The organism is Thalassospira australica (genome assembly GCF_044790785.1).
Classification (GTDB): Bacteria; Pseudomonadota; Alphaproteobacteria; order Rhodospirillales; family Thalassospiraceae; genus Thalassospira; species Thalassospira australica_A.
Genome location: NZ_CP085258.1, coordinates 3,461,490 through 3,474,504 on the forward strand (window position 1 = coordinate 3,461,490; position 13,015 = coordinate 3,474,504).

The window sequence follows — 13,015 nt, forward strand, 5'->3', positions numbered from 1 at the left end:
GATGGGCGGCCTTTGTCATTAACCGCGGGTAAGCGGCTTGTATTTGATGCGATGCGGACGATCCGCCGCGTCGCCATAGCGGCGTTTGTAATCCGCTTCGTATTCCTGATAGTTGCCTTCGAACCATTCAACATGCGAATTGCCCTCATAGGCCAGGATATGGGTCGCGATACGGTCAAGGAAGAAACGATCGTGCGAGATAACCACGGCACAACCGGCAAATTCCAGCAGACCTTCTTCAAGCGCACGCAGCGTATCTACATCAAGATCGTTGGTCGGTTCGTCAAGCAGCAGAACGTTTGCACCTGATTTCAGCATCTTGGCAAGATGAACGCGGTTACGTTCACCCCCCGAAAGCTGCCCGACTTTCTTCTGCTGATCGGCTCCTTTGAACGCGAACTGCGATACATAGGCACGCGAGCTCATCGGGCGTTTGCCCAGAAGGATTTCGTCCAGCCCGTCGGAGACTTCCTGCCAGACGGTTTTGTTCGGATCAAGCGAGTCACGCGACTGATCGACATAGCCCATCTTGACGGTTTCACCGATCTTGAGCGTACCAGCATCCGGTTTATCACTGCCGGTCAGCATCTTGAACAAAGTGGTTTTACCCGCTCCGTTCGGACCGATCACACCAACGATGCCACCCGGCGGCAGACGGAAATGCAGATCATCAAACAGAAGCTTGTCACCAAATGCCTTGGTCAGACCTTCGGCCGTGATCACCTCGTTACCAAGGCGTTCGGCAATCGGAATAACAATCTTGGTTGAATCCGGCACCGCCTTGGCGGCTTCGGCAACGAGATCGTCATAGGCACGGACACGGGCCTTGGATTTTGCCTGACGGCCTTTCGGGTTCTGACGGATCCAGTCAAGTTCGGATGCAAGCTGCTTCTGACGGCTGCCTTCCTGGCGTGCTTCCTGTTCCAGACGCTTCTGTTTCTGTTCCAGCCAGGATGAATAGTTGCCTTCGTACGGGATGCCCTGACCACGGTCGAGTTCAAGGATCCAGCCGGTAACGTTATCGAGGAAGTAACGATCGTGGGTGACCAGGATGACAGTGCCCTGATAATCTTCAAGGTGACGTTCAAGCCACGCCACGGATTCGGCATCCAGATGGTTGGTCGGTTCGTCAAGCAGCAGGATGTCAGGCTTGGCCAGCAACAGGCGGCACAAAGCCACTCGGCGGCGCTCACCGCCCGAAAGCTTTGTCACGTCGGAATCTTTGGGCGGGCAACGCAAAGCATCCATGGCGATATCGAGCGTACGCTCCAGATCCCAGCCATTGGCCGCATCAATGCGTTCCTGCAATTCACCCTGCTCGGCGAGGAGATCGTTCATCTCGTCGTCGGTCATGGGTTCGCCAAACGCCATGCTGATTTCGTTAAAGCGCGCCAGATCGTCAACAATCTGGCCACAGCCTTCCATAACGTTGCCCAGAACGTCCTTTTCCGGGTTTAGTTGTGGTTCCTGTTCAAGGTAACCAACCCGGACACCTTCGGCTGGCCATGCTTCACCGGAGAAATCCTTTTCGATACCCGCCATGATTTTAAGCAGGGTCGATTTACCGGCACCGTTGTTCCCGAGAACACCGATCTTCACACCCGGCAGGAAGGACAGCGTGATGCCTTTGAAAAGTTCACGACCGCCCGGAAGGATCTTGGTCAGGTCCTTCATGACGTAGATATACTGGTAGGATGCCATTAAATTCCCCATCCAAAATGTGAGAAATCCCGGACGATGCCGGGACATGCGGATCGTCGCTATGCGACCACCCCGAAGCTTTGCCCGTTTGTACCCGACCGGCCTCTTACAAACAATGACAAACAATAAGAACCAACGCCGGATCGCATCGATTGCAAATTACGCAAAACGACGCGGGCCAAAACCCGGATCAAAACAGCCCCGGCAAGGCCAAATCAACCTTTAATAAGGTCAAATCAACCGGATATGCGCGTATTTCGATTAAAAATACAGTGCCATTGTGCAGCGCCGAAGCACCCCGGGAAATGGCGGTTTTAGTGGGTTTTACCAACATTTCCAGCAGGTTGGAGAACGAATGAACGCTAATGTATACGACTAATGATTAGCTTCTGGCGCATTCTGAAAACTGTTATCGAACTTGTTGGCAATGTTGTGTGAAGACACCACCATTGCATCAAAAGCAGGCGGACCGGCATCAAAAAGAACTCAATAGCCGGTCGGCAGGGAAGTTTTCATTTTCTAGGAAGGAGACGCGCTATGGATGAGCAAAGCGCAGCCTACTGGAAGCGAAACGTAAAACTGGTGACCACTCTGTTGATCATCTGGTTTGTCGTTTCCTACGGTTTCGGCATCTTGTTTGTCGATGTGATGAACAACATCAAGATTGCGGGCTTTGAACTCGGGTTCTGGTTCGCTCAACAGGGGTCCATTTACGTCTTCGTCGCGTTGATTTTCGTTTACGTGTCCAAGATGAACAAACTGGACCGTGAATTCGACGTTCGCGAAGACGACTGACGTCGGTGAAAATTCCGGATCCGGGGAGACAGACAAATGGATCTTACTACCCTTACCTATATCGTCGTCGGCCTAAGCTTCGCGCTGTATATCGGCATCGCGATCTGGTCACGTGCGAGCACCACCGGCGAGTTCTATGTCGCTGGCAAGGGCGTTAACCCGGTCGTCAACGGTATGGCGACCGCCGCAGACTGGATGTCTGCTGCATCCTTCATCTCAATGGCCGGCCTGATTGCCTTCCTTGGCTATGGCGGCTCGGTTTACCTGATGGGCTGGACTGGCGGCTACTGCCTGCTGGCAATGCTTCTGGCACCTTACCTGCGTAAGTACGGCAAATTCACTGTGCCGGAATTCATCGGGGATCGTTACTACTCCAAAACAGCGCGTATCGTTGCTGTTATCTGCCTGATCTTCATCTCTTTCACCTATGTTGCAGGCCAGATGCGCGGTGTCGGTATCGTGTTCTCGCGCTTCCTTGAAGTCGAACTCCTGACCGGCCTGATCGTCGGCATGGGCATTGTCTTCATCTATGCCGTTCTTGGCGGCATGAAGGGTATCACCTACACCCAGGTGGCACAGTATTGCGTGCTGATCATTGCCTATACCATTCCGGCAATCTTCATCGCCTTCCAGCTTACCGGCAATCCGCTGCCGCAGCTGGCATTCGGCTCCACGGTTAACGGCACCGGCGACTATATGCTCGACCGTTTGAACCAGATCGTGACCGAACTGGGCTTCCTTGAATATACAACCACCAACAAATCGACGATCGACATCTTCTGCATCACGCTTGCACTGATGGTGGGTACGGCAGGTCTGCCGCACGTTATCGTCCGCTTCTTCACCGTTCCGAAAGTACGTGATGCACGTTCATCGGCCGGTTGGGCACTGGTCTTCATCGCGCTGCTTTACACCACTGCCCCGGCAGTTGGCGCAATGGCACGTCTGAACCTGACTGAAACCGTCCAGACCGGAGCAGTTGGCGATCCGGAAGGCAACCTCTCATACGACGAACGTCCGGACTGGATGAGCCGCTGGGAAGCCACCGGCCTTCTGTCATTTGAAGACAAGAACGGCGATGGTCGTATCCAGTATTACAACGATGCCAACCAGGACTTTGCCGCCAAAGCCGCCGAATATGGCTGGGCTGGTAACGAGCTTAAAGTTGACAACGACATCATGGTTCTGGCCAACCCGGAAATTGCACAGCTTCCAAACTGGGTGATTGCACTTGTGGCAGCCGGTGGTATCGCCGCCGCACTGTCCACGGCAGCCGGTCTGTTGCTTGTGATTTCCTCGGGCGTTTCGCATGACCTTCTGAAGGGCACGTTTACGCCAGGTATGACAGAAGGTCAGGAACTGATGGCCGGGCGTATTGCGGCCGCCATCGCAATCGTGATTGCCGGTTATCTTGGCTACAATCCACCTGGATTTGTGGCGCAGGTGGTGGCCTTTGCCTTCGGTCTTGCGGCCTCGTCACTGTTCCCGGTTATCATCATGGGGATTTTCTCCAAGAAGGTTAACCGGGAAGGTGCGATTGCCGGAATGCTGGTCGGCCTGATCTTCACCATGGGCTATATCATGTCCTACAAGGGCATCTTTATCCCGGTGCTGATCGAAAACGTCGAAGCAAACTGGCTGTTCGGCATTTCGCCGGAAGGCATCGGTGTTGTTGGCATGATCCTGAACTTCCTCGTTGCTTTCGGCGTGTCGAAAGTTACGGCGGAACCGCCAGCACATATCCAGCACATGATTGAAGATATCCGTGTTCCGAAAGGAGCCGGTGGCGCCGTTGACCACTAATAGGTCGACTGGTTTGCAATAAACCTGTTGCTGGCCCCCGGAAGTTTTTCCGGGGGCCTTTTCTTTTGTTCCGAACTCGGGCAACAATGCATCACGACAGGGAGGAATGGTCATATGAGCCTTGAATTAAAAGAAATCAGCGATTTCCTCAAACAGCATCACCCGTTCGATCTTTTGCCCGACGATGTGATCGAGGCCCTGCCAAAACGCCTGACTGCGCGCTATTTCCGCAAAGGGACAAAAGTCCTGTCGCCAGAACAGCAATGCCTTCATCTGCATATTATCCGGACCGGCGGAACCGAAACGCGCGACCCGGCTGGTCAGCTTCTTGCCCGTCTTGGCGAAGGTGAATGCTTTGGCGTGCGCGCGATGTTTCGCAACGGTCGGGCGGCCAACAACATCACCATGCTCGAAGACAGCCTTGTCTATCTGCTGCCCGAGAAGGATTTTCACGATCTGGCGGGCAAGTATCCGCAATTCAATTACTTCTTTGAACAGATGGGCGGTGCGCGGCTTCGCAGCGGCATGCAATTGCTTGAAAAACGTGATGATGATCAGCTTAAACTGATGTCCATCCGGGTGTCCGACCTGATCGCGCGTGATCTGGTCAGTATCGATATCGGTGCATCCATTCTTGAGGCGGGCAAGCTGATGAGTGCCGAACGGGTTTCCTGCCTGCTGATCACCCAAAACGGCGATGAAGTCGCAGGCATCATGACGGATCGCGACCTGCGCAATCGTGTTGTTGCCGAAGCCCGGCCCTTTGACGAGCCGGTGACAAATATCATGACCCCGAACCCGATCTGCATCGGGCCGGATGATTATGCCTTTGACGCGCTTCTGACCATGACACGCAATAACGTCCGCCACCTTCCGGTCATGAAGGATGGCAAGGCAATCGGCGTGATTACCACCAACAACCTGCTGGCGCGCCAGTCACTTTCGGCGGTCTATATGGTCGGGCGTATCCGCAAAATGACCAAACCTGCCGATATGGCAAAGGTCATTGCACAGGTTCCCGAACTGCTCAGCAACCTGATCGAAGCCGGGGCAACATCGCGCAATGCCGGGCATATCGTTACAACCCTCTCGGACGCAGCAACATCGCGTCTGCTGCAACTGGCCGAGGAAAAGTTTGGTCCCCCGCCCGTCCCCTATATCTGGATGGCCGGTGGCTCGCAGGGACGACAGGAACAAACCGCCATTTCCGATCAGGATAACTGCCTGATCCTTGATGATGCCTATGATCAGGAACAGCATGGCGATTATTTCAAATCACTGGCCGATTTTGTCTGCGATGGCCTTGATACTATCGGCTATGTCTATTGCCCCGGCGAGATGATGGCGAAAACCGATGAATGGCGTCAGCCGGTTCGCGTCTGGCAGCAGTATTTCAACAAATGGATCGAACAACCCGAACCCAAGGCCCTGATGCTGTGTTCGGTCTGGTTCGATCTGCGGCCGATCCATGGCGCGCGGTCGATTTTTGAAGACCTGCATCGCATGATCATTACCAAGGCCAAGGGCAACCGTATTTTCCTGGCTTATATGGTCGGAAACTCTCTGACGCACCATGTGCCGCTTGGCTTCTTCAAGAATTTTGTCATGATCCGCGGCGGTGAACATGATCGCACGCTTGATATGAAACATAATGGTGTAGTGCCGATTGTCGATCTTGCACGCATTCATTCGCTGGCCAACGGGATTGATGCCGTCAATACCTATGAACGGCTTGAGGCGGCAATGGCCTTCCCTTCAATCAGTAAGCAGGGGGCATCCGATCTGCTGGATGCATTTGAATTTATCAGCATCACACGCCTGAAACATCAGGTCCGGCAAATCCGCAACGGGGAACGTCCTGACAACTTCCTGCATCCCGAAAGCCTGTCGGCGTTTGAACGCACCCATCTGAAAGATGCGTTTTCGGTGATCAAGACCCTGCAGACTGCCCTTGAAAATGCCTTTGGCAAAAGCGGGACATAATCATGGGCCTGCGTCAGAAAATCATCGATAGCGACTTTTACCGCCAGATGGTGCAGCGCCGGGCGACCGGCCCGCTTCGTGCCTATTACGATATCCCGGCGGCCGACCCCGACACCCCGATCCGCAATGTCGAATTTGTCGCCCTTGATCTTGAAACCACCGGCCTTGATCCGAAGCATGATGAAATCGTTTCCATCGGGCTTGTGATCATTCGCCAGCTTGAAGTCGATTTTTCAAGCTGCCAGCATCTTCTGGTCCGCCCGAAAAACGAACTCAGCGAGAGTTCGGTGATCGTGCATCGCATTTTTGACAGTGATGTCGAACAGGCCCCCGATATCGAAATTGCGCTGGCCCATATCCTGCCCATTCTGGCCGGGCGGGTTCTGGTCGCCCACCATGCGCCAATCGAGCTCGGCTTTCTCGGCCATGCCTGCAAACGCCATTTCAACGCCCCCCTGAAAATACCGACCGTCGATACGCTGGTGCTCGCCCTTCGTGATCTTCACCGCCAAGGACAACCGATGAAACCCGGTGCACTTAAACTCGAATCGCTACGTCATACTCACAACCTGCCGCCTTACCGTGTTCATAACGCCCTTTCCGATGCGATTGCCGCGTCGGGCCTGTTTCTGGCACAGATTGCCAAACGTGATCCGAAAGGTGAACTTGAGCTTCGCCGCGTGCTGCGTTAATCCATTATCAGGGGAAACGGGAACGCCCGTCTGACCGATAAAGTCATAACAATAAATCAGGGACTTCGCGCCGGATGTATGTGTTTATTATCACGACCGTAGTGGTCGGTTTTGCCTGTGCCGGTGTCGTCATGCTGCTGTTTCGCCTTTGGGGGCGCAAGGCACCGAAATATGTCATTCCCTTTGTCGCAGCGATTGGCATGTTCGTCTATATGATCTGGGATGAATACAGCTGGTTTGATCGCTATGCCAGTCGCCTGCCCGGCCAGATCGATATCGTCCAGACCTTTGCCGACGAAAATCCGTTTGCACCCTGGACACTGATTTCGGCACCGGTCAATCGCTTTACCGCCATTGACCGCGACAAGGTTGTCACCAATCCGGCAAATCCGGATCAGAAACGGGTCACCACCCTGCTTCTGAAAAAGGGCGGAGAAACCCTCGCCCTGACACATCTGGTTGACTGTATTGCGGGCCGACGCGGTTATATCACCGCCCAGACCGAACTTGATGCCGATGGTTTCCCGACCGGCATTGATGAGTGGTTCTCGATGGATGACAATGATCCGTTGCGATCCGTCTGCAACTGATCCGAAACAGGCTTCCCCATGCGCCATCTGGTTAGAACTGGCCTTGCTTCCCTGTCCCTTCTGATTGCCGCAACAGTTGCACATGCAGAAGAAATCACCGTCTTTGCTGCGGCCAGTCTGACAAATGCCATGACGCAGGTCGCACAAAATTATGCCACGGCAACCGGCGATACATTGCAGCTGTCCTTTGCCAGTTCATCAACACTGGCCCGCCAGATTGCGGCAGGCGCACCAGCTGATTTATTTATCTCGGCCAATCAGAAATGGATGACGTGGCTTTCTGAGCGGGATCTGATAGCCACCAACAGCCGCCATGACCTTCTGGCCAATGCGCTTGTTCTGATTGCCCCAACCGATAGCAATCTCGGAACGCTGACAATCACCCCGAAAACTGATCTGACCAAACTGATCGGCGAGGAAGACCGTATCGCCGTTGGCGATCCAGAGCACGTCCCGGCAGGAATTTATGCCAAACAGGCGCTTGAAAGCCTTGGTCAATGGGTTACGATTGAACCACGTCTGGCGCGTGCGGATAATGTGCGCGCCGCACTGGCGCTGGTTGAACGGGGCGAGGCACCGCTTGGCATCGTTTATGCCACCGATGCCGCCATCGCGACCGATGTTAAAATCATTGCGACCTTCCCCCAAGACGGCCATCGGCCCATAATCTATCCGGTTGCCATCACAGCCGGGCAGACCAAACCAGCTACGGCAAAATTGCTGGCGTGGCTTTTGGGGGATGACGCGGGGATGATTTTTGCGGAATATGGTTTCAACCGCCCGGCAACCAGCCCGAAGACGCAATAACAAACATGATCACACTCACCCCCGCCGAGATCGAAGCCCTGCTGCTGAGCCTGCGCATTTCCGGTGTGGCGGTGATATGCGCCCTGCCCTTTGCCATTCTGGCGGCGGTCCTTTTGGCGCAGGCACGCTTTCCGGGCCGGATATTGCTTGATGCGCTGGTGCATCTGCCCCTGATCCTGCCGCCGGTTGTGATGGGCTATCTGCTGCTGATCAGTTTTGGCACCCGCGCACCACTTGGTGCGTGGTTGTTGGAAACCTTCGATATCCGTTTGATTTTCAGCTGGACCGGGGCGGCGCTGGCCGCCGGGATCGTCAGCTTTCCGTTTCAGGTGCGCGCCATTAGGCTGGCACTGGAAAATATCGACCCCGGCCTTTATCATGCCGCCGAAACGCTGGGTGCCGGGCCGGTCGACCGGTTTTTCAGCCTGACATTACCGCTTGCCCTCCCGGGCATTATCGCCGGAGCAATTACCGCCTTTGCCGCCAGCCTTGGCGAGTTTGGCGCAATCATTACATTTGTGTCCAACGTTCCGGGTGAAACGCGCACTCTGCCGCTTGCGATCTATACCGCGATCCAGACACCGGGCGGTGAATTAGCCGCAGCACGCCTTGCGGCGATTTCCATCGGCCTGGCCTTGATCGGACTGCTGTTATCGGAATTTGCCATGCGCCATATCCGTAAAAGGGCACGCGCATGAGCATTTCCGTCGATATCCACCACAAGATCGGCAAGCTGGACCTGCATGCGCAGTTCGACATTGCCGAGCCCGGCATTACCGCCCTTTTTGGTCCGTCGGGCAGCGGTAAAACCACAATCATCAATGCGATTGCCGGATTGCTGCACCCGGACCGGGGACAAATCACCATCCATGACCGCACGGTGTTTGACAGCACGCAACGGATCAATCTGGCACCACGCAAGCGCCGGGTCGGTTATGTATTTCAGGATGCCAGACTGTTCCCGCATATGAGTGTCGCGGCCAATCTGTTCTTTGGCCATAAACGCAGCGACCGGCCAATAACCCGGGCCGCCTGTGATGATGTCATCGAGATGCTCGGTATTGGCAGTTTGCTGACGCGACGCCCCAACCTTCTTTCCGGCGGCGAAAAGCAGCGCGTCTCGCTGGGCCGGGCCTTACTGGGGAATCCGGAAATCCTTCTGCTGGACGAGCCACTATCAGCCCTTGATCAGGCCCGCAAGAACGAGATCATTCCCTATCTGGAAAATCTGCGCGATGCGCGGCAATTGCCGATCCTTTATGTCAGCCACGCGATTGATGAAGTCGCCCGTCTGGCCGATCATCTGGTGGTGATGGAAGGCGGCAAAACGCTTGCCAGCGGATCGGTGTTTGACATGCTGGGCCGAACCGACCTTGCCCCGCTTACCGGGCAGTTCGATACCGGAACCGTGCTTCCGGCCATGGTCAAAAGCCGCGACCCGCAGGGTGTTGTCAGCTTCCTGGAATGTGCCGGGCAAAGATTTGTCGTCCCCTTCCTTGGCAAGAAATCGGGAAGTCCGGTTCGTCTGCATATCCGGGCGCGTGATGTGATGATTGCCCGAACGGCCCCGACCGGTATCAGTGCCAATAACGTTCTTCCGGTAACGATCCGCGATATTGCCGATAATGGCGGCGATACGCTGGATGTCACGCTGGGGCTTGGTCATGAGGATACCGGTGAAAGCCGCACAATCCACGCCCGCATCACCCAATGGTCGGCCACGCGCCTGAAACTTGCAAGCGGACAAAAGGTCTTTGCGGTGATCAAATCGGTCACGGTCGACGGGCATCTGCGCGCCGACGATCTTTAGAACCTGTTTGCAGTCGGAAAAGGATATTCGTCCAATTCGTCTGTCTGCTGGTCGGCTGGCTTGAGTAATGCGCCTGCCAGCGCGCACCATCGGGAAATTCGATTTTAAGCCGGTCCGGGTACAATCAGTTAACCGGGGTTAGCAACGCGCCTTCGGAAAACCAGCGTGCCAGATTATCAACCACCAACTGTGCCATCGCATCACGGGTTTCGACCGTGCCGCTGGCATTATGGGGATACAGCACGACATTGTCGAATTCGGCAAAAGCCCGGTCCATATGCGGTTCATTATGGAACACATCCAGCCCCGCCCCGGCAATCACGCCGTCACGAAGCGCCTTGATCAGGGCCGGCTCGTCAATCACCGAACCGCGTGCGATATTGATGACAAAACCGCGCGGGCCAAGTGCCTTCAGGATTTCGGCATTAATGATGCCCTGTGTTGCCGCCCCGCCGGGACATGAAATCATCAAAACATCGGCCCAGTTCGCAAGCCCGATCAGATCGGCTTCATAGTGATAATCGACCGGTTTCTGCGAGCGCCCAAAATATCCGATTTCCATGCCGATTGGCTCGGCTCGCGCGGCAATCGCGTGCCCGATCCGGCCAAGCCCGACAATGCCAAGCTTCTTGCCGCGCGCCGTTGTGGTTAACGGCATCGCCCCCTTTTCCGACCATTGTCCGCTGCGCGCCCAATGGTCGCCAACAACCAGCCGCCGAAGCGTCGCCAGCAACAACATGATCGCGGTATCGGCCACATCATCATTCAGAACATCGGGGGTATTGGATACGCGGATACCGCGCGCGGTACAGGCTGGAATATCAATGGCATCATAGCCAACCCCGAAACTTGTAATAACCTTTAGGTTCGGCAGCTTTTCGATCAGTTCCGTCGGCACCCCGACCCCGGCGGTCGAAACAAGGGCCGTGATCTTGTCGGCCACATTTGCCAGAAACGCATCCTTGTCCGTCGCCTGATCCCAGCGATGCAGTTCGTATTTCGTAGCCAGTTCTTCCATATGACGTGGCCGGATGGCCGAAACAACGAGGATATGTTTGTCAGCGTTCGACATTGGGGCTTCTCCGTTGGTGGCGGGAGGCATCAGACTAGAAGCATGTTACTTGTAAAACAAGAGAACAGGAATTCATACAAGAAGGCATGCCACCAACCATTGGCTGACGGCATGCCGAATTAGGCGGATTTGCTGGCTTAAACGCTCAACTTCTCGAACAAACGGGCAACGGCCTCTGCACCCGGATCGATATGCCCTTCAAGCTGCTTTGCATTAACGTAGGATGCCCGTCCGGCCTTGGCCTTGACGATGGTCGAGGTATGGATGGCCCCTTTGCGGGCGGCACTTGCAGCTTCGCTCAGACCCTCGGCTTCCAGCGCGTCGAGTGCGGGTTTCAGAGCATCCACCATCGTCCGGTCGCCCAATTGGGCACCACCGATCTGCTGCATGCGTTCGAGCCCGTCCTTGAGTGCCGCAACCATGGCACGGCCGCTTGAGGCGGCATCCCCGGCAGCGGTAAAGAAAATTGCCAGTAGCACACCAGAAGACCCGCCCATGGTCTGGCTCAACTCCTGCCCGATTGCGCGCAAAAGCTGCGTGTGATCAGCCAATGGAAGGCGATCCAGCGCCCCGATCAGGGCACGCGCAGCCCCCGCCAATGTCGATCCGGTGTCTCCGTCTCCCGATTTGGCATCGAGCCCGTTCAGGTCGGCCTCGGCGTCGATCAGGATCTGGCAACATTTGGTCAGAAACGCCGCCGTTTGTTTATGCTCGGACGGGATCGGCTGAATCGGGGTCAATCCATCGGGGAGTTCGATGACGGTGACCGGCTTGATCGGGGCACAGCCCGGCCAAGCTGAGGGAGCACAAGGTGCGGACAGCCATGCGTGATCCTCTGCACTGAGCGGATAAACCGAGACCGAGAAACCGCGCATATCGAGCGATGTCATCATCGCCGCCGGCCCGACGATCAATTTCAGGTTCTTGGCAATCGAGGATTTTATCAGATCGTTTGCCAGAATAGCCATCTCCAGCACCGATGTTCCGCCGAGGTTATTAAGCAGCACCACATGCGGTTTATTGTCCATCACGGCGGCAAGTTTCGCCGCAACCGCAGCCATGGCTTGCTCGGCATTGTGATAATCAATCTGCTGTACGCCCGCCTCACCGTGGATGCCAAGACCCAGTTCGGCCTTGCCCTCGCCAATACGGTTTTCCTTGGGCGAGCCCGGCACCGTGCAGGTATCAAGCGACATGCCAATGGACTTGGTCCCGGCAATCACCCGTTCCGCCGTTGCAGTAACATCTTCAAGTGACGCGCCGCTTTCGGCCATGGCCCCTGCGATTTTGTGGACAAAAAGCGTACCGGCGACCCCGCGCGGCTGGGGAAGATCGGGCAGCGCAATATCATCATCCACGATGACGATATTGACCTTCAGCCCAAAGGCCCGCGCCCGTTCCGCAGCCAGCCCGAAATTCAGCCGATCACCCGTATAGTTCTTTACAATCAGCAGACAGCCGGCCGGGCCTGTCACAGACAGAATACCGGCAAGCACCGCATCGACCGATGGCGAGGCAAACACATCACCGCAAACGGCCGCCGTCAGCATACCCTGCCCCACAAACCCGGCATGTGCCGGTTCATGTCCGGAGCCGCCGCCCGATACAATCGCCACTTTGGATTTGTCCCAGTCGTTGCGTACCACGACACGGATATGCGGATATCCGTCAAGCCGTGCCAGCCTGCCACCGGAAGCTCTGATCACGCCATCGATGGCCTCGGTTACGATTGCGTCTTTGTCATTTATGAATTGGGCCATGT

At 55.7% G+C, this 13,015-nt stretch carries 12 protein-coding genes; 9 read left to right on the top strand and 3 right to left on the bottom strand.

Going from position 1 to position 13,015, the window contains the following annotated elements; all coding sequences use genetic code 11:
* Nucleotides 1-18 precede the first annotated feature (18 nt).
* Nucleotides 19-1,701, bottom strand: a complete 1,683-nt coding sequence (gene ettA, locus LG297_RS16255; RefSeq protein WP_404422075.1) for an energy-dependent translational throttle protein EttA — start codon at nt 1,699-1,701, stop codon at nt 19-21.
* A 152-nt stretch (nt 1,702-1,853) separates the two neighbouring features.
* Here ettA and LG297_RS16260 point away from each other — a divergent pair, with 152 nt between their 5' ends.
* The 9 genes from LG297_RS16260 to modC all read left to right on the top strand — a co-directional run bounded on the left by LG297_RS16260 (nt 1,854) and on the right by modC (nt 10,181).
* Nucleotides 1,854-2,060 carry a hypothetical protein gene (locus tag LG297_RS16260; protein WP_404422077.1) on the top strand — a complete coding sequence of 69 codons (207 nt, stop codon included), beginning with the start codon at nt 1,854-1,856 and terminating at the stop codon, nt 2,058-2,060.
* Between the two features lie 178 nt (nt 2,061-2,238).
* Nucleotides 2,239-2,496 (top strand): DUF4212 domain-containing protein, encoded by a 258-nt coding sequence (locus LG297_RS16265; protein ID WP_007089795.1) that lies wholly within the window; start codon nt 2,239-2,241, stop codon nt 2,494-2,496.
* Between the two features lie 36 nt (nt 2,497-2,532).
* Entirely contained in the window at nt 2,533-4,299 is a 1,767-nt protein-coding gene (locus LG297_RS16270) for a sodium:solute symporter family protein (protein ID WP_404422079.1), read from the top strand.
* Between the two features lie 114 nt (nt 4,300-4,413).
* The gene (locus tag LG297_RS16275; protein ID WP_404422081.1) at nt 4,414-6,282 is read left to right on the top strand and encodes a DUF294 nucleotidyltransferase-like domain-containing protein; all 1,869 of its coding nucleotides are present in this window, start codon (nt 4,414-4,416) and stop codon (nt 6,280-6,282) included.
* Nucleotides 6,283-6,284: 2 nt separating this feature from the next.
* Nucleotides 6,285-6,974 carry an exonuclease domain-containing protein gene (locus tag LG297_RS16280; RefSeq protein ID WP_404422083.1) on the top strand — a complete coding sequence of 230 codons (690 nt, stop codon included), beginning with the start codon at nt 6,285-6,287 and terminating at the stop codon, nt 6,972-6,974.
* A gap of 74 nt (nt 6,975-7,048) precedes the next feature.
* Entirely contained in the window at nt 7,049-7,564 is a 516-nt protein-coding gene (locus LG297_RS16285; protein WP_404422085.1) for a hypothetical protein, read from the top strand.
* Between the two features lie 18 nt (nt 7,565-7,582).
* Entirely contained in the window at nt 7,583-8,371 is a 789-nt protein-coding gene (gene modA, locus LG297_RS16290) for a molybdate ABC transporter substrate-binding protein (RefSeq protein WP_404422087.1), read from the top strand.
* Between the two features lie 5 nt (nt 8,372-8,376).
* Nucleotides 8,377-9,069: a molybdate ABC transporter permease subunit gene (modB, locus tag LG297_RS16295; RefSeq protein WP_404422089.1), complete on the top strand. Its 693-nt coding sequence runs from the start codon at nt 8,377-8,379 to the stop codon at nt 9,067-9,069.
* Nucleotides 9,066-10,181, top strand: a complete 1,116-nt coding sequence (modC, locus tag LG297_RS16300) for a molybdenum ABC transporter ATP-binding protein (RefSeq protein ID WP_404422091.1) — start codon at nt 9,066-9,068, stop codon at nt 10,179-10,181. Before modB ends, modC begins: the two co-directional genes overlap by 4 nt.
* A 124-nt stretch (nt 10,182-10,305) precedes the next feature.
* Here the strand turns inward: modC and LG297_RS16305 are convergent, their stop codons facing one another.
* Together LG297_RS16305 and LG297_RS16310 are read right to left on the bottom strand one after the other, a co-directional pair.
* Nucleotides 10,306-11,253, bottom strand: coding sequence for a 2-hydroxyacid dehydrogenase (locus tag LG297_RS16305; protein ID WP_404422093.1), 948 nt, complete (start codon nt 11,251-11,253; stop codon nt 10,306-10,308).
* Between the two features lie 137 nt (nt 11,254-11,390).
* Nucleotides 11,391-13,013, bottom strand: a complete 1,623-nt coding sequence (locus LG297_RS16310; protein WP_404422095.1) for a dihydroxyacetone kinase subunit DhaK — start codon at nt 13,011-13,013, stop codon at nt 11,391-11,393.
* Nucleotides 13,014-13,015 lie beyond the last annotated feature (2 nt).

Bases quoted from the DNA above. Each gene is read 5' to 3' on its own strand.
- ettA (WP_404422075.1), bottom strand. From the start codon at position 1,701: ATGGCATCCTACCAGTATATCTACGTCATGAAGGACCTGACCAAGATC.
- LG297_RS16265 (WP_007089795.1), top strand. From the start codon at position 2,239: ATGGATGAGCAAAGCGCAGCCTACTGGAAGCGAAACGTAAAACTGGTG.
- LG297_RS16270 (WP_404422079.1), top strand. From the start codon at position 2,533: ATGGATCTTACTACCCTTACCTATATCGTCGTCGGCCTAAGCTTCGCG.
- LG297_RS16275 (WP_404422081.1), top strand. From the start codon at position 4,414: ATGAGCCTTGAATTAAAAGAAATCAGCGATTTCCTCAAACAGCATCAC.
- LG297_RS16280 (WP_404422083.1), top strand. From the start codon at position 6,285: ATGGGCCTGCGTCAGAAAATCATCGATAGCGACTTTTACCGCCAGATG.
- LG297_RS16285 (WP_404422085.1), top strand. From the start codon at position 7,049: ATGTATGTGTTTATTATCACGACCGTAGTGGTCGGTTTTGCCTGTGCC.
- modA (WP_404422087.1), top strand. From the start codon at position 7,583: ATGCGCCATCTGGTTAGAACTGGCCTTGCTTCCCTGTCCCTTCTGATT.
- modB (WP_404422089.1), top strand. From the start codon at position 8,377: ATGATCACACTCACCCCCGCCGAGATCGAAGCCCTGCTGCTGAGCCTG.
- modC (WP_404422091.1), top strand. From the start codon at position 9,066: ATGAGCATTTCCGTCGATATCCACCACAAGATCGGCAAGCTGGACCTG.
- LG297_RS16305 (WP_404422093.1), bottom strand. From the start codon at position 11,253: ATGTCGAACGCTGACAAACATATCCTCGTTGTTTCGGCCATCCGGCCA.
- LG297_RS16310 (WP_404422095.1), bottom strand. From the start codon at position 13,013: ATGGCCCAATTCATAAATGACAAAGACGCAATCGTAACCGAGGCCATC.